17 protein-coding genes are annotated in these 23,975 nt (G+C 69.1%); 14 read left to right on the top strand and 3 right to left on the bottom strand.

Annotation, left to right across the window (positions count from 1 at the left end):
- Positions 1 to 10: 10 nt before the first annotated feature.
- Together C1I99_RS01925 and C1I99_RS01920 are read right to left on the bottom strand one after the other, a co-directional pair.
- A complete protein-coding gene (locus tag C1I99_RS01925) occupies positions 11 to 2,554 on the bottom strand; it encodes an alpha-L-arabinofuranosidase family protein (RefSeq protein WP_111132411.1) in 2,544 nt (847 codons plus the stop codon).
- An 89-nt stretch (positions 2,555 to 2,643) separates the two neighbouring features.
- Positions 2,644 to 6,690, bottom strand: coding sequence for a family 43 glycosylhydrolase (locus C1I99_RS01920; protein ID WP_111132410.1), 4,047 nt, complete (start codon positions 6,688 to 6,690; stop codon positions 2,644 to 2,646).
- 336 nt (positions 6,691 to 7,026) lie between these two features.
- On the opposite strand from C1I99_RS01920, the gene C1I99_RS01915 reads away from it, so the two are divergent.
- From C1I99_RS01915 to C1I99_RS01855, 14 genes are all read left to right on the top strand, one after another.
- Positions 7,027 to 8,001 (top strand): ABC transporter substrate-binding protein, encoded by a 975-nt coding sequence (locus C1I99_RS01915; protein WP_111132409.1) that lies wholly within the window; start codon positions 7,027 to 7,029, stop codon positions 7,999 to 8,001.
- 123 nt (positions 8,002 to 8,124) lie between these two features.
- A complete protein-coding gene (locus tag C1I99_RS01910) occupies positions 8,125 to 9,690 on the top strand; it encodes a sugar ABC transporter ATP-binding protein (protein ID WP_199561884.1) in 1,566 nt (521 codons plus the stop codon).
- On the top strand, positions 9,687 to 10,793 hold the full coding sequence (locus C1I99_RS01905) for an ABC transporter permease (RefSeq protein WP_111132408.1): 1,107 nt from the start codon (positions 9,687 to 9,689) through the stop codon (positions 10,791 to 10,793). The genes C1I99_RS01910 and C1I99_RS01905 overlap by 4 nt, the downstream gene beginning before the upstream one ends.
- Positions 10,790 to 11,803 carry a galactofuranose ABC transporter, permease protein YjfF gene (gene yjfF / locus C1I99_RS01900; protein ID WP_111132407.1) on the top strand — a complete coding sequence of 338 codons (1,014 nt, stop codon included), beginning with the start codon at positions 10,790 to 10,792 and terminating at the stop codon, positions 11,801 to 11,803. The genes C1I99_RS01905 and yjfF overlap by 4 nt, the downstream gene beginning before the upstream one ends.
- Entirely contained in the window at positions 11,800 to 12,819 is a 1,020-nt protein-coding gene (locus C1I99_RS01895) for a LacI family DNA-binding transcriptional regulator (protein WP_233512262.1), read from the top strand. The genes yjfF and C1I99_RS01895 overlap by 4 nt, the downstream gene beginning before the upstream one ends.
- Positions 12,816 to 14,474 carry a ribulokinase gene (araB, locus tag C1I99_RS01890; protein ID WP_111132406.1) on the top strand — a complete coding sequence of 553 codons (1,659 nt, stop codon included), beginning with the start codon at positions 12,816 to 12,818 and terminating at the stop codon, positions 14,472 to 14,474. Before C1I99_RS01895 ends, araB begins: the two co-directional genes overlap by 4 nt.
- Positions 14,471 to 15,148 (top strand): L-ribulose-5-phosphate 4-epimerase, encoded by a 678-nt coding sequence (locus C1I99_RS01885; protein ID WP_111132405.1) that lies wholly within the window; start codon positions 14,471 to 14,473, stop codon positions 15,146 to 15,148. The genes araB and C1I99_RS01885 overlap by 4 nt, the downstream gene beginning before the upstream one ends.
- Positions 15,149 to 15,173: 25 nt before the next feature.
- The gene (araA, locus tag C1I99_RS01880) at positions 15,174 to 16,679 is read left to right on the top strand and encodes an L-arabinose isomerase (protein ID WP_111132404.1); all 1,506 of its coding nucleotides are present in this window, start codon (positions 15,174 to 15,176) and stop codon (positions 16,677 to 16,679) included.
- Between the two features lie 42 nt (positions 16,680 to 16,721).
- Complete coding sequence (gene chvE, locus C1I99_RS01875) at positions 16,722 to 17,849, top strand: multiple monosaccharide ABC transporter substrate-binding protein (protein ID WP_111132403.1); 1,128 nt, start codon at positions 16,722 to 16,724, stop codon at positions 17,847 to 17,849.
- An 86-nt stretch (positions 17,850 to 17,935) separates the two neighbouring features.
- On the top strand, positions 17,936 to 19,462 hold the full coding sequence (mmsA, locus tag C1I99_RS01870) for a multiple monosaccharide ABC transporter ATP-binding protein (protein ID WP_111132402.1): 1,527 nt from the start codon (positions 17,936 to 17,938) through the stop codon (positions 19,460 to 19,462).
- A 13-nt stretch (positions 19,463 to 19,475) separates the two neighbouring features.
- Positions 19,476 to 20,738, top strand: a complete 1,263-nt coding sequence (mmsB, locus tag C1I99_RS01865) for a multiple monosaccharide ABC transporter permease (RefSeq protein WP_111132401.1) — start codon at positions 19,476 to 19,478, stop codon at positions 20,736 to 20,738.
- Positions 20,739 to 20,848: 110 nt separating this feature from the next.
- Entirely contained in the window at positions 20,849 to 21,184 is a 336-nt protein-coding gene (locus C1I99_RS01860; RefSeq protein WP_111132400.1) for a hypothetical protein, read from the top strand.
- 294 nt (positions 21,185 to 21,478) lie between these two features.
- A complete protein-coding gene (locus tag C1I99_RS32550; protein WP_233512261.1) occupies positions 21,479 to 21,676 on the top strand; it encodes a hypothetical protein in 198 nt (65 codons plus the stop codon).
- 5 nt (positions 21,677 to 21,681) lie between these two features.
- Positions 21,682 to 22,083, top strand: a complete 402-nt coding sequence (locus C1I99_RS01855) for a hypothetical protein (RefSeq protein WP_146603864.1) — start codon at positions 21,682 to 21,684, stop codon at positions 22,081 to 22,083.
- 61 nt (positions 22,084 to 22,144) lie between these two features.
- Here the strand turns inward: C1I99_RS01855 and C1I99_RS01850 are convergent, their stop codons facing one another.
- Positions 22,145 to 23,740, bottom strand: a complete 1,596-nt coding sequence (locus tag C1I99_RS01850) for a glycoside hydrolase family 64 protein (RefSeq protein ID WP_111132398.1) — start codon at positions 23,738 to 23,740, stop codon at positions 22,145 to 22,147.
- Positions 23,741 to 23,975: the final 235 nt, after the last annotated feature.

Genomic DNA, 23,975 nt, shown 5'->3' with positions numbered 1-23,975 from the left:
GGTGGCGCTCCTACCTGGTCTGGACTCGGATGAAGGTCACCGAGTTGGGCTCGAAGGTGCGGGTGAAGGTGGGCGCGACGCCCTTGATCGTGCTTGTCACCGGCTTGATCGGCTGCGCCGTCCGGGTGTTGAGCTCCTGCGGGTCACCACTGATGACCGTCATCTGCGCCTTGCCCATGACACGTACGCCGGCACCGAGGTTGATCGTGGTGCGGGCCGGGGCGTCCTGGGCGTTGACGACCTTGATGATGAGCTGCTTCGCGGCGACGTCGCGGGTGACGACCTGGGCGAAGGGCTCGGTGACCGCGTTGTCGTCGAAGCTGCCCCACACCTGGCCGTCGAGCAGCAGGGTGACCTTCGTGCCGCGGATCTGGATCTTGATGTCGTAGGTGCGGCCGGTCTCGATACTGTTGGGCTTGGCGATCAGCGTGGTCTTGGCGCCGTTGACGGCCTTCTCCACCGCGCCCTGGGTGTTGTTCCAGCCGCCGAGGTTCCACCAGTAGTAGGTGCCGGAGTCCTTGACCCCGAAGCCGACGAGGAAACCCTCGGCGCCCGAGAGCTTGGTCGCCTTGACGCTGAGGTCGTAGTCGTGCCAGCCCTCGTCTCCGGCCGCGACCATGGTGTTCTCGGCCGTGGTGTCGGACTGGACGTAGGCGCCGTCCACCACCGACCAGGCGCCGCGGCCCGCGAGCGGCGTCCACTGGTCGGCGCCGTTCGAGAAGTCGTCACCGAACAGCTGCGCGCCGTCTGCGGAGGTGACCACGACGTCGTCGTACCTGGCGGCGGTCCGCCAGGTGGAGAGCCCGACCGCGCCGGTGACGGGCTGGGCGGTCCGCACGGCCCCCGTGGCGGTACTCGGCACGACCTCGTCACCGACGTTGGTCATGAACAGCTTCTGGACCTCGTAGTTGGCCGAGCCCCACGACTGGTCGTTGTCGAACCAGATCATGTCCGGCTTCCACTGGACGTAGTCGATGTTGGCGAGCAGGGGAGCGTAGGACGCCATCGTCACGACGTCGGCGTTGCGCTCCAGGCCGGTCATGTACGCGCCCTCGGCGAGCGCGTTGGCGAGCTTGTTGTCCCACGACGCGTACTCGCCCAGCCAGACCTTGGCGCCGGAGCGGTCGTAGCTGTCGTACCGCTTGTTGTTCTGGAGGAACCAGCTCGGGTCGTTGTAGTAGTGCTCGTCGACCATCTCCACGCCGTTGGCGCGGTTGAGTTCCCACGCCCGGTCGAACGTCGTCCCCGCGTCGTCCGGCCCGGAGTTGCTGATGACGGTGATGTCCGGGTACTTCGCCTTGATGGCGTCACGGAACCGCAGGAACCGTGCCATGAACGCGTCGGGCAGGTTCTCCTCGTTGCCGACCTGGATGCGGTCGACGCCGAACGGCTCGGGGTGGCCCATCGCCGCACGCTCGGCACCCCAGGTCGAGGTCACCGGGCCGTTGGCGAACTCGATGAGGTCGAGGGCGTCCTGGATGTGCCGTTGCAGCAGCGCGTCGTCGTCGACGGCCCGGTTCTGGCCGCAGCCGGTGACGAGCGCCGGCACGACGGGCACCGGCTTGGCCCCGATGTCCTCCGAGAACTGCAGGTACTCGTAGTAGCCGAGGCCGTAGGACTGGTTGTAGCCCCAGAAGTTGGCGTTGGTCGCCCGCTCCTCGACCGGCCCGATCGTGTCCTTCCACTGGTAGGCGCGAGCGCGCTGGTACCCGCTGGCCGCGTCGTAGCCGTACATGCTGCCGGTGTTGACGATGCACCCGCCGGGGAAGCGCAGGAAGCCCGGGCGGAGGGCGGCGATCTTCTCGGCGAGGTCCTTGCGCAGGCCGTTGGGCCGGCCCTTGAAGGTGTCACGGGGGAAGAGCGAGACCATGTCGAGGCGCAGGGTGCCGCTGCCCGCAGCCTCCACGGCGAGACGGGCGGCGTCGGTCGTGCCGGTGGCCTGGAACGTGCCGGTGTACTTGCGCCAGGTGTCGCCGTGGACCGTCAGCTGGACCGGTGGGGCGTAGCTGGTCGTACCGGCCTGGTTGCGGAGAGTGATGGTGAGGGGAGTGCCGCCCGCGGCGTCGGTGCGGGCCCAGACCGAGAAGTCGTACGACTTGCCGGCCTCGAGCGGGATGCCGGTGTTGTAGCCGGAGTTCAGCACGCCGTAGGTGCCGGCGTCGGCGTTGGTGAGCGTCACCTTGAGGTAGGTCCGGTTGCGCTCGTTCATCCGGGCGTCGTCGTTGACGGCGGCGACAGTGCCGCTGCCGCCAGCGGTGGAGACGGCGGTCCACGAGGTGAGCCCGGTGTAGGCGCGGTTGTCGACCGGAAGGTACTCGAAGGAGCGGTTCTGGACCAGCTCGGCGTAGAGCCCGCCGTCGGCGGCCCGGTTGATGTCCTCGAAGAAGAGTCCGTACATGGCGGGGTCGATGCGGGGACCGGCGCGTTCGGCGTCGACACTGATCGTGTAATCGAGCGCCGCGGGTGCCTCGGCACCGCGAGCGGGGGCGCCGGTGAGCAGCGCCGTGCCGACGAGTCCGCTGGCCAGGCCCGCGACGAGGCGGTGGGTGCGCATGGTGATGCCTCCCTGTCATGGGTGATGCGGTGGTGGGTACGAGGAGGGCGGACGGTCACGGGGGGTCGTCGTGACCGTCCGCCCCGGAGTCAGCGCGCCAGCGGCGGGACGCTCCCCAGCGTCGGCACGACGGTGGCGATGGTCCCGTCGGCGTTGAAGCGCAGGCGGTCGATGGTGACCTCGCGGTGCGTGCCGTCCCCGCCGGGGATGGCGAAGCGGTGGTAGGCGATGTACCAGTCGTCAGTGCCCGGCACCTGAACCATGCTGTGATGCCCGGTGCCGAGGATGCCGAGCGCGACGTCCTTGCTCAGGATCACGCCGCGGTTGACGAGCCCATCCGCCATGGGGCTCGTCGCGGTGGCGTAGCCGACGCGGTAGTTCTCGCTGCGGGTGTCGTCGATGGACCAGCTGAGGTGGTACGTGCTGCCGCGCTTGGCCATGAAGAGACCTTCGCGGAAGCCGGTCAGCCCCGTGATCCGCTTGACCTTCGTGGGGTCGAACGACGTCATGTCGGGGTTGAGCGGCACGACGTAGGCGTTGCCGTTGCCCCAGTAGAGGTAGCTGCGGCCGTCGTCGTCGGTGAAGACCGCCGGGTCGATCGCCTGGCCCCCGTCGGGGTTCGCGGCGACGAGCGGCTTGCCGAGCGCGTCGACGAACGGGCCGGTGGGGGAGTCGGCCACGGCTACCCCGATCTTGGCGTCGGCGCTGAAGTAGAAGTAGTACTTGCCGTTCTTCTCGATCGCGGCCGGCGCCCAGGCCCGCCCGTCGGCCCACGACACGTCCGGGCCGAGATCGAGGATGGTGGGGTGTTCCGTCCAGTGGACCAGGTCCGTGCTCGACCAGGTCTTGAAGGTGGTGCTGGACCAGCCCGGGTAGCCGTCGGTGGTGGCGTAGATGTAGTAGGTGTCCCCGAAGCGCACGATGTTGGGGTCGGCGTTGTGGCCGGGCAGGACGGGGCTGTTCATGACGACCGCCGTGACGGACCAGGCGCGGCTGCTGCCGTCCGCGCCGGTGACCGTGTAGGTGACGGGCTTCGTGAAGTCCTGCGTGGAGCCGTTGCCGGGGGTGAGGCGGGCGTCGTCGCCGAGGTGGAGGACGGGTGCGAGCGCGGTCACGTCGGTGCCCGGAGCGACGGGCAGGATGATGCTGTTCGTGTCGCCGTTGATGATGGCCGGGACCTTGAGGGCGTCCAGCTCGACCGAGCCGATGGCGGTCTCGTTGCCCGGGAGGGAGAGCACCTCCCGGGCCGGCAGACCACGGTTCCACAGCGTGAAGCTGCGCATCCTGCCCTTGAAGTAGCGGTCGGCGGAGTAGAGGGAGCGGCCCAGGTAGTTGGCCGTGGTGATGCCCCCACCGAGCTCGCCCGGCTTGGTCGTGACGCCGCTGGTGGTGGCCACCTCGACGCCGTTGTCGTAGAGGCGGGCCACCCCGTTCGACAGGGTGTAGGTGATGGTGTGCCAGCCGCCCCGGCCGAGGTCGCGGCCGGCGTCGGTGTTCAGCTCGGTCGACCAGGTTCCGCTCGCGATGGCGGTGCGGTAGGAGTTCCCGGTCGTGAAGAGGTAGCCGTTGCCGGCGCCGCCCGTGGTGTTGCCCATACCCCAGATGAAGTAGGGGGTGGACTGCGCGGGGTCGACCCAGACCTGGGCGGAGACGCTGACGTCGGAGAGGCCGGTCAGCAGGTTGTCGGGCAGGTCGACGTACCCGTTGTCGCCGTGGAACGTCATCGCGTCGCTGCCACGGGTGACGCCGCCGCGGATGGTGGCGTCACGGCCGTTGCCGGAGCTGTCGACCACCGTCGTGCCACTGCCGCCGGCGAGCCGGTAGTCGGCGATGACGCCCTTCCTGGTCGCCGGTGCCGGTGCCGGGCCTTGGCGGAGGCGGTCGAGTTCGGCCTTGGTGACCGGCAGGATGGTGCCGTGCCGCGGGTGGGCCGGCAGGTCGTAGCCGGTCGACATGGTGAACTGCCCGCCGTCGAGGTCGGTGGTCTCGAACGGCACGTAGCCGCGCCCCCCGAACTCGTCGACGAACAGGTACCACTTGTCCTCGGTGTTGCTCTTGAACACCGTCGGACCCTCACCGCGGGCGATGCCCTCGGAGGTGGCGGTCGCCTTGCCGATGCAGTCCTGGACGAAGTCCCAGCTGGTGCTGCGAAGCTGGGTCGACTTCTCCTCGAGGATGAACTTGCTGCACGGGGTGCTGGAGGTGTTGTTCCGCTCGTCCTTGGTGAAGCGGTAGTAGCTGCCGTCGTGTTTGATGACGGTCGAGTCGATCACCGAGTAACCGGGGTCGATCCACACCTTGGGCTCGCTGAAGGTGCGGAAGTCGCGGGTCGTGGCGTAGAGCATCCGGTTGTACGTGTTGCCGGTGTGGGCGGTGTCCTCCGGCGCGTAGAGCTTGGAGGCCCAGAACACGACGTAGGCGCCGATGGTGTCGTCGTAGTAGGCCTCGGGGGCCCAGGTGTTCCCCGCCGTGTCGGGGGAGACGCGCACGTGCCGCTGCTGCGACCAGTTCACCAGGTCGGTTGACTCCCAGACCTCGATGTACTTGCTACCGGTGCGCTGGCTCGCGTCCCAGTCCCCGTTGCCGTGGATCTTGAGGTCGGTGGCGATGAGGTAGAACGTGTCGCCCTCCGGGCTGCGGATGATGAACGGGTCGCGTACGCCCTCGTCGCCCTTGCTGGAGGTGAGGACCGGGCGGCCGCCGTTGAGTTCGTCGTATCGGAGCGGGTCGTTCCCGCGGCTCGCCGCGAAGTAGATCTGTTCGCCGTCGGCGGTGCCCTCGCCGGTGAAGTAGGCGAAGGCGTAGCCCTCGAGCGGCTCCTTCTTGGGCAGCGGGAGGACGGTCAGGGTGAAGTTGCGCACCGCACTGGCCGCTCCCGTGCTCGCGCGTACGCTGAGGCGGGCCTTGACGGCCTCGGACCCGTACGGCGGGCGGCTCACCTCGCCCGTGCTGGTCACGACGGAGGGGTCCTTCGCGGTCCACGCCAGCGTGACGTCGCGGGCTCCCCGGGTGGGCAGCGTGATGTTGCCGCGGACCGTGTGCTGGCCGTGGATGACGATGGCCGCGAGGGCGTTGTCGACCTTCTCCTCGTCGGTGATGTCCTCGACGACGGTGAGGAGGAAGTCTCGGGTGACGCGGTAGCCGGCGTAGGTGACGGTGGCGGTCAGCGTCACGCCGGCGTTGCCGGAGCCCGGCGCGGGACGGGTGACCACGCCGGTGTCGGACACCACCGCTGGGTTGCTGGAGGACCAGGTGACCGTGGAGCCCCCGGCACCCTGGGTGGGCAGGCTGAGGTTCTCGGTCACCGCGGAGGTGTCGCCCAGGTCGAGGGCGGCCGCGTCGGCGGCGGCCCGCCCCGAGGCGGTCTGCTCACCGAGCGCGTGCGCTTCGGCGGCGCTCAGGGCCCGGCTGTAGATGCGAAAGTCACGGACCTGCCCCTTGAGGTACTTGTCGGCGGTGTAGACGGAGCGGCCGAGGTAGTTGGCGGTGGTGGTACCGCCACCGATCGACCCTGGCGCGAGCGTGATGCCGGTCTTGCGGGCCACCTCGACGCCGTCCTCGTAGAGCACCGCGGTGTCGCCGCCGAGGGTGTAGGTGATGGTGCGCCAGCTGCCGCGGCTGAGGTTGCGGCCCGTGGTGACGGTCTGCTCCGTCGACCAGTTGCCGCTGGCGATGGAGGCGCGGAAGGCGTTGCCCGTGGTGAACAGGTAGCCGTTGCCGACGCCGCCGGAGCCGGTGTTCCCGAGGCCCCAGATGAAGTACGGCGTCGCCTGGTCGGTCGCCACGTTGACCTGCACCGAGACGGTGATGTCGGTGAGGTTCCGCAGGACGTTGTCGGGCAGCCGGACGTGGCCGCTGGTGCCGCCGAGGCGCAGGCCGTCCGCGCCGTGCCAGGTCGCGTCGCCACTCAGCGTGGCGGTGCGGCCCTGGCCCGAGCTGTCGGTGACGGTGGTGCCGCTGGTCTGGGTGAGGTCGTAGCGCAGGACCAGACCGTCGTCGAGCGTGGCCGCCTCGGCGCGTGGGGCCAGGGCCACGACACCGACGAGGGTGGTGGCCAGAGCTGTCAGGGCGGCAAGCAGTGGGTGGGTGCGGCGTCGCGGGGGGCGCGCAGCCGGGCGGGAGAGGGAAAGAGACATCGCCGGGCTTCCTCATGTCGGCGCGGCCGGGGCCGGGCGTCTGGACGGGTCATGCAACCGGGTGTTGTCGAGGCAACCGCGCCACGAGGGGCGCTCATACCGGGAAGTGAGCGTTAACAGGCGGGGAAGTGAGCGCTAACATACGCAGCCCATCCGGGGGTGTCAATACTGCGACCTGCAACGAAATCTGGCGTTGACAGGAACGACATCGGGGGTTGACAGCGCTTGATGTTAACGCTCACACTTCTCCGCCAGGGCGGTGCTGCCCGGCGCGGAGCCCAGGCCGGTCGCACGAGAGGGCCCACGGAGGCGTCAGCAAACTTGGAGGAAAGTCCAATGTCGAAGAAGTTCCTCGCAGTCGCCGCGAGCCTGGCGCTCGTCGCCGGCCTCACCGCGTGCGGTGGCGACTCGTCCGCGTCCGGCGGTGGCGCCGACGGCGGCATCACCATGGGCTTCGCCCAGGTCGGTGCCGAGTCCGGCTGGCGCACCGCCAACACCAAGTCGATCCAGGAGTCGGCCAAGGAAGCCGGAATCACGCTCAAGTTCTCCGACGCCCAGCAGAAGCAGGAGAACCAGATCAAGGCGATCCGTAGCTACATCCAGCAGAAGGTCGACGTCATCGCCTTCAGCCCGGTGGTCGAGACAGGTTGGGACGCCGTGCTGCTGGAGGCCAAGCGCGCCAACGTTCCGGTGATCCTGACAGACCGCGCGGTGGACTCCGACGACACCTCGCTCTACAAGACCTTCCTCGGGTCGGACTTCGTGGAGGAGGGCAAGAAGGCCGGTGAGTGGCTGGTCAAGGACTCCCAGGGCAAGAGCGAGGTCAACGTCGTCGAGCTCCAGGGCACCACGGGCGCCGCGCCCGCCATCGACCGTCAGGAGGGCTTCGCCGAGGCGATCAAGGCCGCCCCGCAGATCAAGGTCATCGCCTCCCAGACCGGCGACTTCACCCGATCCGGCGGCAAGCAGGTCATGGAGGCCTTCCTCAAGTCCAACCCGAAGATCGACGTGGTCTACGCCCACAACGACGACATGGGTCTGGGTGCCATCGAGGCCATCGAGGCGGCAGGCAAGAAGCCCGGTGTCGACATCAAGCTCATCACGGTCGACGCGGTGCGCGACGGCATGCAGGCGCTCGCCGACGGAAAGATCAACTTCATCGTCGAGTGCAACCCTCTCCTCGGCCCGCAGCTGATGGAGCTCGCCAAGAAGGTCGTCAACGGCGAGCAGGTGCCCCCGCGTGTGGTGACGGAGGAGACGACGTTCACCCAGGAGCAGGCGAAGGCCGAGCTGCCCAACCGCAAGTACTGAGGTCACCGGACCGCACCCCCGCCATCCTCACCAGGTGGCGGGGGAACCTTCTCAAGCGTCGCAGGGCCGGCCACGGCTCGTCGACAGTGCGTACCGAGTGATGGCGAGTGATGGAGGACCACCATGTCGGTGGACGCGAAGCAGGCACCGCGTGCGGCCGGACGGCCCCCGGTGGTGCAGATGCGCGGGATCTCGATGGAGTTCCCGGGGGTGAAGGCCCTGCAGGAGGTGGACTTCCGGCTCTTTCCCGGCGAGGTGCACGCCCTGATGGGCGAGAACGGCGCGGGCAAGTCGACGCTCATCAAGGTGTTGACCGGCGTCTACACCCCGACCGGCGGCGTCACCACCCTCGACGGGCAGGAGGTGTCGTTCTCCGGGCCAGCGGCGGCCCAGGACTCCGGGATCAGCACCGTCTACCAGGAGGTGAACCTCTGCCCCAACCTCACCGTCGCCGAGAACATCCTGCTCGGCCGTGAGCCGCGGCGGTTCGGGGCGATCGACGGCAGGGCGACCCGGGCCCGCGCGGCCGAGCTGCTCGCCGACATGGGACTCGACGTCGACCCCGGATCCGTCCTCGCCGAACACCCCATCGCCGTCCAACAGCTCGTGGCGATCGCCCGCGCCGTCGCCGTGGACGCCAAGGTCCTCATCCTCGACGAGCCGACCTCCAGCCTCGACCAGGATGAGGTCGCCGAACTCTTCCGCATCATGCGCGTGCTGCGGGACAAGGGCGTCGCCATCCTCTTCGTGTCCCACTTCCTCGAGCAGGTCTACGAGATCTCCGACCGCATGACGGTGCTGCGCAACGGCCGGCTCGTGGGGGAGCACCTCACCCAGGACCTCAGCCGGATCAACCTCCTCTCCCTCATGATCGGTCGTGAGCTCGGCGCGCTGGAGGAGCTGGAGCGCCTCGCCGACCAGGCGGGTGAGGAGGCGTCCGCGGCCCCGGTGCTGCGCGCCACCGGGCTCGGTCGCAAGGGCTCGGTCGCACCCTTCGACCTACAGATCAACCGTGGTGAGGTGGTCGGTCTGGCCGGGCTCCTCGGATCCGGCCGCACCGAGATCGCCAGGCTGCTCTTCGGAGCGGACCGTGCCGACAGCGGCGAGGTGACCGTCGACGGCAAGGTGGTGCAGCTGCGCAGCCCTCGCGCCGCCATCGCCTCGGGGATCGCCTTCTGCTCCGAGGACCGCAAGGGCGAGGGTGTGGTGGCCGACCTCAGCATCCGCGACAACCTCGTCCTGGCGATGCAGGCCGCCGCCGGCTGGGCCCGGCCCATCCCCCGGAAGACCAAGGACCAGCTGGTCGAGAAGTGGATCAAGGCACTCGACATCAGACCGGCGAACCCCGACGCCCTCGTGGGCAGGCTCTCCGGTGGCAACCAGCAGAAGGTGCTGCTCGCCCGCTGGCTGGTGACCGAACCGAAGCTGCTCATCCTCGACGAGCCCACCCGTGGCATCGACATCGGCGCCAAGACGCAGATCCAGAAGCTCGTCGCCGAGCTCGCCCAGAAAGGCATGGCCGTGCTGTACATCTCCGCCGAGCTCGAGGAGGTCGTGCGCCTGAGCCACCGCACCGTGGTGATGAAGGACCGGGCCAAGATCGCCGAGCTCGACCAGCACGCGACCGTGGATGACATCATGCGGCTCATCGCGCACGTGGGCGAGCGTACCGAGGCGGTGGCGGGATGACCTCCGCGCGCCCCCTGGACCGTTTCCGCAGCAGCGGACTGCTGTGGCCCCTGGTGGCCATCGTGGCGCTGCTGGCGGCCAACGCGATCGTACGCCCGTCGTTTCTGGCCCTGCGATTCCAGGACGGCCACCTCTACGGCAGCCTCGTCGACATTCTCAAGAACGGCGCGCCGACGATGCTCATCGCCCTCGGCATGTGCCTGGTCATCGCCACCCGCGGGATCGACCTGTCGGTGGGTGCGGTCGTCGCCATCTCCGGGGCTGTCACCTGCTCCTACATCGCGGCCGCGCCCGATCCGACCAGTGCCCGGGCCGCCCTCGTCGGCATGGGGATGGCGCTCGCGCTGTGCGCCGTCCTCGGCCTGTGGAACGGCTTCCTCGTCGCCGCCCTCGGTATCCAGCCGATCATCGCGACGCTCGTCCTCATGACGGCCGGGCGAGGCATCGCGATGCTCATCACCGACGGTCAGATCATCACGGTGCGCAACCCGGTGTTCCGCACGGTCGGCGCGGGTTTCCTGGTGCTGCCCGTCTCGATCCTCATCGCCATCGCCGTGTTCGTGCTCGTCGCCGTCGTGACGAGGAGGACCGCACTCGGCCTGCTCATCGAATCCGTCGGCATCAACCCCGAGGCCAGCCGGCTCGCCGGTCTGCGCGCACGCACCATCCGGTGGACCGTCTACGTGTTCGCCGCGATCTGCGCGGGGGTGGCCGGCCTGATGATCAGCTCCAACGTCAGCGCCGCGGACGCCAACAACGCCGGCCTCTGGATCGAGATGGACGCCATCCTGGCCGTCGTCATCGGCGGCACCTCCCTGGCCGGCGGCCGCTACAGCCTCACCGGCACCCTGCTGGGCGCGCTCATCATCCAGACGCTCACCACGACGGTGTACAGCATGGGCATCGCACCCGAGATCACGCTCGTCTTCAAGGCCGTCGTCGTCATCGCCGTGTGCCTCCTCCAGGCGCCCAAGGTGCGGGCCGCCCTGGGCCGCCGCACCCGGCGCCGCTCCGCCCAGCCGGCGCCCGACGCCGAACCCGGGGCCGAACGGAGCGAGCAGACCCCGACCGGACCCATCGTCGAGAAGGTGACCCAGCCATGACGACCTCAGCAACGCCCGTCAAGGACAACGCCTCGCCGAGGGCGCTTCTGGGCGGCCGGTCGATCCCCGGCCGGGTCGTCCCCGTGATCGTCACGTTCGTGCTCTTCGTGCTCCTCTTCGGCGTCGGCGCCGCACGCTACGACGGGTTCACGTCCGGTCAGGTCCTGGCCAACCTGTTCATCGACAACGCCTTCCTCATCGTCCTCGCGGTCGGCATGACGTTCGTCATCGTCACGGGCGGGATCGACCTCTCGGTCGGCGCGGTGGTCGCGCTGTCGACGATGGTGGCCGCGGCCGGCCTGCGGGCCGGGCTTCCACTGCCGCTCGTGGTGCTGCTGGTGCTGGCCATGGGGTCGACGCTCGGCCTGCTCATGGGCCTGGTCATCCACCACTTCGAGATCCAGCCGTTCATCGTCACGCTCGCCGGCATGTTCCTCGCCCGGGGGCTGTGCTTCGTCGTCGGCGTCGAGTCCATCTCCATCAAGGACGACGTCTTCCGCAGCGTCGCCACCTCCCCGATCCTGCTGCCGGGTGGCGTGTCGATCACCTGGAGCGTCCTGATCGCGCTCGTCATCGTCGCGGTGGCCGCCTGGGTCCTGCACCGCACGCGGTTCGGCCGGACGGCGTACGCCATCGGCGGCAGCGAGGGCTCCGCCACGCTCATGGGCCTGCCCGTCGCCAGGGTCAAGGTCGGCGTCTACGTCATCAGCGGCCTCTGCTCCGCCATCGCCGGACTGCTCTTCGGCCTCTACATGCTCTCCGGCTACGGCCTGCACGCCGTCGGCATGGAACTGGACGCCATCGCCTCGGTCGTCATCGGCGGCACGCTGCTCTCCGGCGGCGTCGGCTACGTCCTCGGCTCGCTGCTCGGCGTCCTGGTCCTGGGGGTCATCCAGACCCTGATCTCGTTCCAGGGCACGCTGAGTTCATGGTGGACGAAAATCGCGATCGGAACCCTGCTGCTCCTCTTCGTCGTGATGCAGCGGGCCTTCATGCGGAGGCAGCCGTGACGGAGGCTGCCAAGGCCCCGGTGATGACCGACGTCGCCCGCCTCGCGGGCGTGTCGCACCAGACGGTGTCACGGGTCATCAACGGGTCGCCCAGCATCAAGCCGGAGACCCGCGAACGCGTGCTCCAGGCCATCGAGCGCCTCGGGTACCGTCCCAACACCGCCGCCCGTGCGCTGGTGCGCGGCCGCTCGGGGATGATCGGCATCATCGGCACCGCCACGACGCTGTTCGGTCCGGCGAGCATCCACCGGACCGTGGAGGACGCGGCCCGCGCCGCCGGGTATTTCGCCACCTCCGTGAACCTGCCGGGGGTGACGCGGCGGGCCCTCGACGACGCCACCGACCACCTCATGCGGGTCGGCGTGGAGGGCATCATCATGATCGCCGGCCACGACGAGGCGCTGGAGGTGGTGCGCAGGCAGCGCTCCGGCGTCCCCTTCGTGGTCGTGGAGGGGGACCTGTCCAAGGCGTCCTTCACCGTCGGCGTGGACCAGGTGCTCGGCGCGCGGATGGCGACCGAGCACCTCCTGGAGCTCGGGCACCACGAGATCGTGCACGTGCGGGGCCCGCTCAACTGGGCGGAGGCGCGCGCCCGTGTCGAGGGCTGGCGTCTGGCGATGAGTGCGGCGAGGCTGCGTCCGGCCGAGCCGGTGCACGGCGACTGGAGCTCCGAGAGCGGGTACGTCGCAGGGCTGCGGATCGGCGAGATGCCCGAGACCACGGCGGTGTTCGCGGCGAACGACCAGATGGCGATCGGCGTGCTCCGTGCGCTGCACGAGTGCGGCCGGCGGGTACCGGAGGACATCTCCGTCGTCGGGTTCGACGACGTCCCCGAGGCGGCCTACCTCATCCCGCCGCTGACGACGATCCAGCAGGACTTCAAGGCCGTCGGTCGCCGGGCGATCGAGGTCATCAAGCAGGCGATCAAGGGCGAGGACCTCCAGCCGTCGCCGTTGATCATCCCCAAGCTCGTGGTGCGCAAGAGCACCGCGCCGCCGACAAGGACCAGCACATGAGTGACGAGAAGTACGTGGTGGGTGTCGACTACGGCACGCTCTCGGGACGGGCCCTGGTGGTCCGGGTCTCCGACGGTGCCGAGATGGGGTCGGCCGTGCACGAGTACCCGCACGCCGTGGTGACCGACGCCCTGCCCTCCGGCCAGGCTCTGCCGCCGGAGTGGGCGCTACAGGTACCGCAGGACTACCGCGAGGTGCTGCAGGTGGCGGTGCCGCAGGCCGTGCGGGAGGCGGGGATCGACCCGGCCGACGTCATCGGCATCGGCACCGACTTCACCGCGTGCACGATGGTCCCGACGCTGGCCGATGGCACACCGCTGTGCGAGCTGGACCGGTTCGCCGACCGGCCGCACGCCTACGTCAAGCTGTGGCGCCACCACGCCGCCCAGCCGCACGCCGACCGGATCAGCCAGCTCGCCGCCAAGCGGAACGAACCCTGGCTGGCCCGCTACGGCGGCGTGATCTCCTCGGAGTGGGAGTTCGCCAAGGCGCTGCAGATGCTGGAGGAGGACCCGGAGGTCTACGCGGCCACGCAGCGGTGGGTGGAGGCAGCGGACTGGATCGTCTGGCAGCTCACCGGCCGCTACGTCCGCAACGCCTGCACCGCCGGCTACAAGGGCATTTACCAGGACGGCCGGTACCCCGGCCGGGACTTCCTCGCCGAGCTCAACCCCGGATTCGCCGACTTCGTCGAGACCAAGCTCGACCAGCCCATCGGCCAGCTGGGCGACGCCGCCGGCACGCTGACCGACCGGGCGGCGGCGTGGACGGGCCTGCCCCCCGGCATCCCGGTCGCGGTCGGCAACGTGGACGCGCACGTCACGGCAGCCGCGGCCAACGCTCTCGACCCTGGGCAGATGGTCGCCATCATGGGCACCTCCACCTGTCACATCATGAACGGCAGCGAACTACGCGTGGTGCCCGGCATGTGCGGCGTGGTGGCCAACGGCATCGTCGCCGGGCTCTGGGGCTACGAGGCCGGGCAGAGCGGCGTCGGCGACATCTTCGCGCACTTCGTGCGCACGCACGTGCCGGCCAGCTACACGTCCCAAGCCCAGGCCGAAGGAATGAGCGTCCACGAGTACCTCACGAGGCTGGCGTCGGGCCAGCGGGTGGGGGAGCACGGACTGCTCGCCCTGGACTGGCACAGCGGCAACCGCTCGGTACTCGTCGACCACGAGCTGTCCGGCCTGCTCGTGGGGGAGACGCTGGCCACCCGGCCGGAGGACATCTACCGGGCGCTCATCGAGGCCACCGCCTTCGGGACCCGAACAATCATCGAAACCTTCCGCGCCGCCGAGGTGCCGGTCACGGAACTGGTCGTCGCGGGCGGACTCGTCAGGAACCGGATGCTCATGCAGATCTACAGCGATGTGACCCGACTACCGCTGTCGGTGATCCCCTCGGAGCAGGGACCCGCGTTGGGTTCGGCGATCCACGCCGCCGTCGCCGCCGGCGCCTACCCGGACACGCGTGCGGCAGCCGCCCGCATGGGCCGCGTGGAACGGGCGGCGTACCACCCGAACGAGGCGGACGCGGCGGTGTACGACGAGCTCTTCGCCGAGTACACCCGGCTGCACGACTACTTCGGCCGCGGCGGCAACAAGATCATGCGGAAGCTGCGGGCCATCCAGCGGACGGCGGTGGCCCGATGAGCGTCCTCCAGTCCGTCGGCGCCACCATCAAGCAGCTGCGCGCCCAGGTCGCCGCGTTGCACGCCGAGCTGCCCCGCAACGCGCTCGTGGTGTGGACGGCCGGCAACGTCTCCGCCCGCGTACCCGGCGCGGACCTGCTGGTCATCAAACCGTCGGGCGTCAGCTACGACGACATCCGACCGGAGAACATGGTCGTCACCGACCTCGACGCCAACCTGGTCGACGGAGACCTGTCGCCCTCGTCGGACACCAGCGCCCACGCGTATGTCTACAAGCACCTGCCGCAGGTGGGCGGCGTGGTACACACCCACTCCACGTACGCGACCGCCTGGGCCGCCCGGGGCGAGCCGATCCCGTGCGTGCTGACCATGATCGCCGACGAGTTCGGCGGCGAGATCCCGGTCGGGCCGTTCGCGCTGATCGGCGACGACTCGATCGGCCGGGGCATCGTGGCCACGCTCCGCGCCCACCGCTCGCCGGCGGTCCTCATGCGCAACCACGGTGTCTTCACCATCGGGCCCAACGCCCGTGCCGCCGTGAAGGCCGCCGTGATGTGCGAGGACGTCGCCCGCACCGTCCACATCGCCCGCCAGCTCGGCGCGCCGCTACCGATCCGGCAGAGCGACGTCGACGCCCTCTACGACCGCTACCAAAACGCATACGGGCAGGCGTAGGCCGTCCCCGACAGGAGAACGCACCATGGCATCGGCCACGAAACCCCAGGTCTGGTTCCTCACCGGCAGCCAGCACCTGTACGGTCCCGACACCCTCAACCAGGTCGCCGACCAGTCCCAGCAGATCCAGAAGATTCTGGTGTCCTCCGGTCAACTCGGCGCGGAGATCGTCTGGAAGCCGGTGCTGACCGACTCGACCGCGATCCGCCAGGTGATGCTCGAGGCCAACGCGGACCCGGACTGCGTCGGCGTCATCGCCTGGATGCACACCTTCTCCCCGGCCAAGATGTGGATCAGTGGGCTGGACGTGCTGCGCAAGCCGCTGCTGCACCTGCACACCCAGATCAACGCGGCGCTGCCATGGGCGTCCATCGACATGGACTTCATGAATCTCAACCAGGCCGCGCACGGCGACCGGGAGTTCGGCTACATCCAGACGCGGCTGGGCGTCACCCGCAAGACCGTCGTCGGCCACGCCTCCGACCCCCAGGTGATCACCCGGCTTGCCGGCTGGATCCGTGCCGCCCTCGGCCTGGACCACCTGCGGGGGCTCCGGCTGGCACGCTTCGGCGACAACATGCGTGACGTCGCGGTGACCGAGGGGGACAAGGTCGAGGCCGAGCTCCGGTTCGGCGTCTCGGTCAACACCTACGGCGTCAATGACCTGGTCGCCGCGGTCCACGACGCGTCCGACGACGAGGTCGAGGCGCTCGTCGCCGAGTACGCGGACGCGTACCGCCTCGCGACGGAACTGGCCCGGGGTGGCGAGCGCCACGAAGCCCTGCGGTACGCCGCGCGCATCGAGGTCGGCCTGCGCCACTTCCTCACCGCGGGCGGCTTCGGCGCGTTTACCACGAACTTCCAGGACCTCGGCGGCCTGCGGCAGCTGCCCGGTCTGGCGGTGCAGCGGCTGATGGCCGACGGCTACGGGTTCGGCGGCGAGGGGGACTGGAAGACCTCCGCTCTGCTCGCCGCGGTCAAGGCCATGGGCGCCGGCAGCGGGCGGGGCACCTCCTTCATGGAGGACTACACCTACCACTTCGGCCCCGGCGAGCCGAAGATCCTCGGGGCGCACATGCTGGAGGTCTGCCCGAGCATCGCCGCCGACCAGCCGTCCTGCGAGATCCACCCGCTGAGCATCGGCGACCGGGAGGACCCGGTACGACTGGTGTTCGACGCCGCACCAGGCGCCGGCGTGGTGATCGGCATGACCGACCTCGGCGACCGGTTCCGGCTGGTCGCCAACACCGTCGAGGTGACACCGCCGGACGAGCCGCTGCCCAAGTTGCCGGTCGCCCGCGCGGTGTGGAAGCCCGCCCCGTCGCTGTCCACGTCCGCCGAGGCATGGCTCATGGTCGGTGGACCGCACCACACCGTGCTGACCCAGGCGGTCGGCGCGGAGACGTTGCGGGACTTCGCCGACATGCTGAACACCGAGTTCCTGCTCATCGACGATCGAACCACCCCGTCCGACCTGGGCGACCGGCTGCGCTGGAACCAGGCCTACCACCGGCTGATGAACAGCCGGTAGACCCCGGACCGGCGTACCCCATCCCATCCCGTAGGAGACATCATGACCATGACCCGGCTCGCGTCGGCGGCGGCAGCCATCGTGCTCGCCGCGGCCCTGACAGCCTGCGGCTCCAGCACCAAGACCGTCGACCAGCAGGCGCAGTCCGGCGACAACGCCGGCGCGCTGGTCGGCGTCACCATGCCGACCAAGTCGTCGGAGCGGTGGATCAGCGACGGCGAGAACGTCAAGAAGCAGCTGGAGGCGCTCGGCTACAAGGTCGACCTGCAGTACGCCGAGAACGACATCCCGACCCAGGTCAACCAGCTGGAGAACCAGATCACCAAGGGCGCGAAGCTGCTCATCGTCGCGTCGATCGACGGCACCGCGCTGACCACGCAGCTGCAGCAGGCGAAGGACAACAACATCTCGGTCATCGCGTACGACCGGCTCATCCGCAACAGCCCGAACGTCGACTACTACGCGACGTTCGACAACTTCAAGGTCGGTGTGCAGCAGGCGACGTCGCTGCTGGTGGGTCTCAAGGTACTCAACCCGGACGGCTCGCCGGGTGCGGCGAAGGGGCCCCTCAACATCGAGCTGTTCGCCGGCTCGCCGGACGACAACAACGCCACGTTCTTCTTCAACGGCGCGATGAGCGTTCTGCAGCCGCACATCGACAAGGGCACGCTCGTGGTGAAGAGCGGTCAGCAGGAGTTCAAGACCGTGGCCATCCTGCGGTGGGACCCGGCCACCGCGCAGAAGCGTATGGAGGACCTGCTGACGTCGACGTACACGGGCGGCGCCACGGTGGACGGGGTGTTGTCGCCGTACGACGGCCTGTCGATCGGCATCCTGTCGGCCCTCAAGAGCAACGGCTACGGCACCGCCGGCCAGCCGTACCCGATCGTGACCGGCCAGGACGCCGAGCTGGCGTCGGTGAAGTCCATCATCGCGGGTGAGCAGTACTCGACGATCTACAAGGACACCCGCGAGCTGGCCAAGGTCACGGTGCAGATGGCCGATGCCGTGCTCAAGGGCGACAAGCCGCAGGTGAACAACGACAAGGACTACGACAACGGGGTCAAGGTCGTGCCGTCGTACCTGCTGCAGCCGGTCATCGTGGACAAGAGCAACTACCGGAAGACTCTCCTCGACACCGGCTATTACACCGACGCGCAGCTGGGCTGATCCGCGCTGACTCCCGCCGCGCCCGATGGCGGCGCGGCGGGAGCCTTGAGCCTTGTAGGACACGTGCCGGCGGAGGGAGCGCGGCGATGACGGACCACATCCTGCGGATGCAGGGCATCACCAAGACCTTTCCCGGGGTGACGGCGCTTCAGGACGTCAACCTGTCCGTGCGCCGGGGGGAGATCCACGCGATCTGCGGGGAGAACGGCGCGGGTAAGTCGACGCTGATGAAGGTGCTGTCCGGGGTGTACCCCCACGGTACGTACCGGGGCGACATCTACTTCGACGACGAACCGTGCCGGTTGTCGGGCATCCGCGACAGCGAGCACCGGGGCATCGTCATCATCCACCAGGAACTCGCGCTGTGCCCCCAGTTGTCGATCGCGGAGAACATCTTCCTCGGCAACGAGCAGGCGCACCGGGGCCTGATCGACTGGAACAAGACCCACCACGAGGCGGCGCAGCTGCTGGCGCGGGTGGGTTTGGCGGAGAGCCCGGTGACCCCGGTGATGGACCTCGGCGTGGGTAAGCAGCAGCTGGTGGAGATCGCCAAGGCGCTCTCCAAAGAGGTGAAGCTGCTGATCCTCGACGAGCCGACCGCGGCGTTGAACGACGAGGACTCGGCACACCTGCTGGATCTGCTGCGCGGCCTGCGGGACGCCGGGATCACCTGCGTGATCATCTCGCACAAACTCAACGAGGTCCTCGCGATCGCGGACGCCATCACGATCTTGCGGGACGGGCGCACCATCGAGACCCTCGACGTGGCCACCGACCAGGTGACCGAGGATCGGATCATCTCCGGGATGGTGGGCCGGGACCTGGACCACCGCTTCCCGCCGCACACCCCCAAGATCGGCGAGGAGTTGCTGCGCATCGAGGACTGGACCGTGCACAGTCCGACCCAGCACGGCCGGGTCGTGGTGTCCGGTGCCAACCTGGTGCTGCGTCGCGGGGAGATCGTCGGACTGGCCGGGCTGATGGGCGCGGGGCGGACGGAGCTGGCGATGAGCGTGTTCGGCCGCTCGTATGGCACGAACATCACCGGGCGCATCGTCAAGGACGGCAGGGAGATCCACCTGAAGTCCGTGCGCGACGCCATCCGGCACGGCATCGCGTACGTCACCGAGGACCGGAAGCGGTACGGCCTCAACCTCATCGAGGACATCAAGCGCAACGTCTCCGCCGCCGCGCTCGGCAAACTGGCGAAGCGCGGATGGGTCAACGACAACGAGGAGTACCGGGTCGCCGACGAGTATCGGGCCGGTATGAACATCAAGGCCCCCAGCGTGCTCAGTGTCACCGGCAAACTCAGTGGCGGAAACCAGCAGAAGGTCGTCCTGTCGAAGTGGATTTTCACCGACGCGGACCTGTTGATCCTGGACGAGCCGACCCGGGGCATCGACGTCGGCGCCAAGTACGAGATCTACACGATCATCAATCGACTCGCCGACGAGGGCAGGGCGATCCTGGTGATCTCCTCCGAGCTGCCGGAGCTGCTGGGCCTGTGCGACCGCATCTACACGCTGTCGGCCGGCCGGATCAGCGGCGAGCTGCCCCGCGAGCAGGCCACGCAGGAGCGGCTCATGCAGTACATGACCAAGGGACAGTAAACAGGAGACCAGCATGACCAGCGTCGCACCCACCAACGCCGACCTCGCGGTGGCCGGCACCACACCGGCCCAGCCGGGGCAACCGGCCGGGCGCCCGCCACGCCGCTTCAGCGTCAACCTACGTCAGTCCGGTATCTACGTCGCGTTCGCGCTGATCGTGGTGCTGTTCAGCGTGCTGACCGACGGCGCCATGCTGCAGCCCCAGAACATCAGCAACATCATCGTCCAGAACTCGTACATCCTGATCCTCGCCATCGGCATGATCCTGATCATCATTGCCGGACACATCGACCTGTCGGTCGGTTCCGTGGTCGCGGTCACCGGCGCGATCACCGGGGTGCTCACCGTCAACATGGGCATGCCGTGGCCGCTTGCCCTGGTCATCACCCTCGTCGCCGGCGGGCTCATCGGCGCCTGGCAGGGCTACTGGATCGCCTACTTCGGGATTCCCGCGTTCATCGTCACCCTCGCCGGCATGCTGCTGTTCCGCGCCCTCACCCTGACCGTGCTCGGCAACCAGGGCATCGGCCCCTTCCCCGAGCCGATCCGTACCCTGGCCAACGGATTCACCAACGGCTACCTCGGCAACATCGGCCTCGGACCGCTCGGCGGTGCCGACCTGTTCAGCCTGCTCGCCGGCGTCGCCGCCGTGGCCGGGATCGCCATCACCCAGTGGCGCGCCCGCGCCGCCCGGCTCCGGTACCGCCAGACCGTCGATCCGCTGCCGATCTTCCTCGCCAAGAACGCGGTCGCTGCGATCCTCGTCCTCGGGATCGTCGTGCAGCTCGCGCGGTTCCGTAACCTGCCCTGGGTCCTCGTGCTGCTCGCCGCCCTGGTGCTCGGCTACAGCCTGCTGACGAACCGGGCCGTGTTCGGCCGGCAGATCTACGCCGTCGGCGGAAACATGCAAGCCGCCGTCCTGTCCGGCGTCAAGGTCAAGTCCATCGTCTTCTGGATCTTTGTGAACATGGGGGTGCTGTCCGCCCTCGCCGGCATCATCTTCGCCGGCCGTCTCAACCAGGCCGGCCCGACCGCCGGCACCCAGTTCGAGCTCGATGCCATCGCGGCGGCCTTCATCGGCGGCGCTGCCGTCCAGGGTGGTGTCGGCAAGGTCATCGGCGCGATCACCGGTGGTCTCATCATGGGCGTCATCAACAACGGCATGTCGCTGATCGGCGCACCGAGCGAGCGGGTGATGCTGGTCAAGGGTCTGGTGCTCCTCGCCGCCGTGGCCTTCGACGTGTGGACCAAGCGGCGAGCCGGCGCCGCACGGTGACGGTCAGCGGCCGCCAGGCAGTGCCGCTCCGCCCACCGGCGGGTGGCTTCTTGGCGTCGGCGTGGGCAGCACACCTACACTTCGGCCCGAGGACGGACACCTGGGGACGCATGAGCGCCAATGGCGAGCTGACGGACGGTCAGCGTAGCTACCTGCGGGGGCTGCCGCTGTACCCCTGGGCGATGTGGAGCCGGCGCGGGTTCGTGGGCGTGATCGCGTTCATGTTCACGGTGGCGGTCACCGGGCAGGGAGGGGAGCCGGTGCTGCCGGCGTTCCTGCTGCTGTTGCCGCTCGCTGTGCTCGACTCCGTCGCGACCTTGCTCCTGCTCAACCAGATGAGGCAGGTCCTGGGGGTTCGGGGTCTGGTGGAGCGGGCACACCTGAGCGGCGCGGTCAACGCGGTCATTTTCCGTGACGCGCTGCTGGGTACCCGTACCGTGAACTGATCACCTCGAGCGCCGCCGGACTGGGGGCGCCCTCGCTGCTGACGCCGGGCGATGCCGTCGTCGTGACCCGGCATGCGCCCGACGTCGAGCAGGGGTGACGCCTTCTCCGGTACCGGACGCCACCGGCACTCGGCATAGTCAGCCGGCCGCCTGGGTAGAAGGACGTCACTGCACCGGAGCGGGCCGGGGCGGGTAGTGGCCGGCGTGGCCGCGGCCGGCTCCACGGGCCCACCAGCCTGACCGGCTGGCGGTGCGACATGCCAGATGTGTGCGAACGGAGGAGGGTGGCCCGTCATGCTGTTGTTCCAGGGTGGATTCTTTCGTCGATTGATGGCCCCGTTGGCCTACGTGGCCGGTCCGACCGCCGATGTCACCGGCCGCCAGCAGGACAACGCCCCGCTGTGCCCGTCCGCCGCCGCCCAGCGCTGGAGGCCGTTCGTGGTGACCAGTTCCCGCATGCGGCACGGCCCCGCCGTCGGTCCGGCCAGGTGATCGCCATGTCCGCTGCGCCCGCGCCCCGGTCGGCGTTCGCCGTCCCGTCGGTTCCCCGGAAGTACGTGCTGTACCTGCGTGCCAGACTGCTGGAGGCCGAGGCCAGCCTGGCCGCGATGACCGTGAAGTACGAGCGGACCAAGGCCCGGTTCGACCGCTGCTACGCGCGTCGGGGCATCACGCCGGAGGAGGACATCGTCAACTACATCAACGCCAAGGCGATGAATCCCGAGCTCAAGTTCTGGTACTCCAAGGTGGAGCATTTTCAGCGCGAGGTCAGCGCCTACGGAGCGGCGCTGACCGGGCTCGACGCCGCGCGCCGGTTGCTCGGCTCGGACGGCTCTCGCCTACCTGTGGAGAGCGGCCGTGCGGGCAACGGCAGGCGTGGCCTGAATCGCGCCAGCTGACGGCCGGCGGCCGGCACACACTGCGCGCCGGCCGCCGCGCTGCGAAGTCCCGGGTTGCGCGTCAGCCCTTCCGCCATTTCTGGTTCGCGGTGCCGGCGCAGTCCCAGAGTTGGAGCTTGGCGCCGTCGCCGCCGTTCCAGTCCCTGATGTCGACGCACTTGTCGGCCCGCAGGTTGACCAGGTCTCCTGCGGAGGTGAGCGTGAACTGTTGGGCTCCGGTGCCGTTGCAGCTGTAGAGCTGGATGACGGTGCCGTTGGCGGTGGCTCCGCCGTCGACGTCCATGCATTTGTTGTTCTGGCTCTGCACCGCGGTGCCGGTGAACGTCCACTTCTGTGCGTTGGTGCCGTTGCAGGCCCACATCTGCAACGGCACCCGGTCGGCGAAGTTCGCGCTGGGCACGTCCACGCACCTGTTGTTCCAGTTGCTCACCACCGGCACGCCGCCGCCCGGGGCCCCTGGACCGCCGCCGGTGCCGAACGGGCTGAGGATCAGGCCGGCCGAGCGGGGGTCGCCGTCGTGGACCAGCGACTCGAACGCGCCGACGTCGTCGAAGGCGAAGGCGTACGCCTTGCCGTCGGTCATGTTGGCGTGGATGACGCGGGCGTAGTGGTTGGTCGGGTTGTTGCGGTAGAACTCGGCAGGGTTGGTGCTGGGCTGCGTGTCGACCGTCCCGAGGGTGCCCCGGTTCAGCGCCGCGCAAAGCGTCCGGGAGATCGGACCGACGATCTGGTCGTTCGGCGCGGGCAGGTCGCCGTCGCAGCCCCACACGCTGGCCGATGACGGCCGGCTGAAGGAGGCGACCACCTGGCCGGCGCTGTTGGTGAAGGTCATGACGTTGCCGGAGGTCCGCCCGAAGTACCGGGTGTTCGGCTGGTGGGCGAACGGCACGACGGTCAGGGTCTTGGTGGTGTACGCGTTCCACGCCGAGGCGATGTACGAGTCCAGGTAGGTCGCGCTGAGCAGACCGGCACCGGCGGCCTTGCCCGGTGCCAGCACGCGCAGCACGGTCCCGTCGGCCCGGGTGTGGACCGTGTTCGCCCAGCCGGCCTGCGAGCGAATGCCGTCGATGATGGCGTTGCGGCCGTTGCTGACCACGTCGCCGGTGCGCTTGGTGACGCCGTTGGCGCCGGTAACGGTGACCGCGTGCGGCACCGCGAACATGTCGACCTGTGAGCTGTTGAGCCACAGGCCGGCGTCGTTGTAGGTGAACTCGCTCCAGTCGAACAGGATGTTCCGGTTGGCGTCGCCGGATGCCCACGGTGCGGGCTGCACCAGGCCGTCGGGGGTCAGGAAGAACGTGAGCTTCTGGCCGAAGGAGAAGTAGACGCGGCCGGAGAAGCCGCGCGGGAACCGGATGGTCGTGCTACCGCCGCTGCCCGGACCGGGGATCGACGCGTCGGGTGCGGGCGACGGCGGGATCTGCCCGCCGGACCAGGGGATGAACGCGCCGGCCTGGTTGACGTAACCGAGGCGGCCGGTGGAGAGCTGGGTGCCGATCACATACAGATGGACCGCCTCGCCGCGGCCGGTGCTGTTGGTGACCGTGACGGGCAGCAGCGCGGGGCCGATCGCCCGGGCGGGGGAAGCGGTGACGGTCACCGGGACGGCGGCGACCAGAGCGGAGACGGCAGCCAGAAGTGTTCTTCGGATACCCACAGCAACTCCTCGGGGTGGGCGGACGGGTGAGAGAGCGCTCTCCCAGCGTCCCGACTGTTAACAACATGTGTCAATAGACGAACAGTGATGTATTGCCCTGCCCGTTCCGCCTCGGTTGTGGCCGGCGCGCGCCCCCAGGCGGGAGGACGCGCTGGGGACAAATCGGTGGTTGACGGACGGCGGTGAGGTGTCATGACTACCGTATGGGCGGAGTGGGCAAGCGGAGAGATGCCCC

Origin of the sequence: Micromonospora deserti (assembly GCF_003236335.1) — a bacterium.
Lineage (GTDB): Bacteria > Actinomycetota > Actinomycetes > Mycobacteriales > Micromonosporaceae > Micromonospora > Micromonospora deserti.
The sequence above is the reverse complement of the archived record's forward strand: the minus strand, read 5'-3'. Positions and strand labels throughout refer to the sequence as shown.

Coding starts and splice junctions, on each gene's coding strand:
- C1I99_RS32550 (WP_233512261.1), top strand. CDS start 21,479: ATGCTGTTGTTCCAGGGTGGATTCTTTCGTCGATTGATGGCCCCGTTG.
- mmsB (WP_111132401.1), top strand. CDS start 19,476: ATGACCAGCGTCGCACCCACCAACGCCGACCTCGCGGTGGCCGGCACC.
- C1I99_RS01915 (WP_111132409.1), top strand. CDS start 7,027: ATGTCGAAGAAGTTCCTCGCAGTCGCCGCGAGCCTGGCGCTCGTCGCC.
- araB (WP_111132406.1), top strand. CDS start 12,816: ATGAGTGACGAGAAGTACGTGGTGGGTGTCGACTACGGCACGCTCTCG.
- C1I99_RS01905 (WP_111132408.1), top strand. CDS start 9,687: ATGACCTCCGCGCGCCCCCTGGACCGTTTCCGCAGCAGCGGACTGCTG.
- C1I99_RS01860 (WP_111132400.1), top strand. CDS start 20,849: ATGAGCGCCAATGGCGAGCTGACGGACGGTCAGCGTAGCTACCTGCGG.
- C1I99_RS01910 (WP_199561884.1), top strand. CDS start 8,125: ATGTCGGTGGACGCGAAGCAGGCACCGCGTGCGGCCGGACGGCCCCCG.
- araA (WP_111132404.1), top strand. CDS start 15,174: ATGGCATCGGCCACGAAACCCCAGGTCTGGTTCCTCACCGGCAGCCAG.
- mmsA (WP_111132402.1), top strand. CDS start 17,936: ATGACGGACCACATCCTGCGGATGCAGGGCATCACCAAGACCTTTCCC.
- C1I99_RS01920 (WP_111132410.1), bottom strand. CDS start 6,690: ATGTCTCTTTCCCTCTCCCGCCCGGCTGCGCGCCCCCCGCGACGCCGC.
- C1I99_RS01885 (WP_111132405.1), top strand. CDS start 14,471: ATGAGCGTCCTCCAGTCCGTCGGCGCCACCATCAAGCAGCTGCGCGCC.
- yjfF (WP_111132407.1), top strand. CDS start 10,790: ATGACGACCTCAGCAACGCCCGTCAAGGACAACGCCTCGCCGAGGGCG.
- C1I99_RS01855 (WP_146603864.1), top strand. CDS start 21,682: ATGTCCGCTGCGCCCGCGCCCCGGTCGGCGTTCGCCGTCCCGTCGGTT.
- C1I99_RS01925 (WP_111132411.1), bottom strand. CDS start 2,554: ATGCGCACCCACCGCCTCGTCGCGGGCCTGGCCAGCGGACTCGTCGGC.
- chvE (WP_111132403.1), top strand. CDS start 16,722: ATGACCATGACCCGGCTCGCGTCGGCGGCGGCAGCCATCGTGCTCGCC.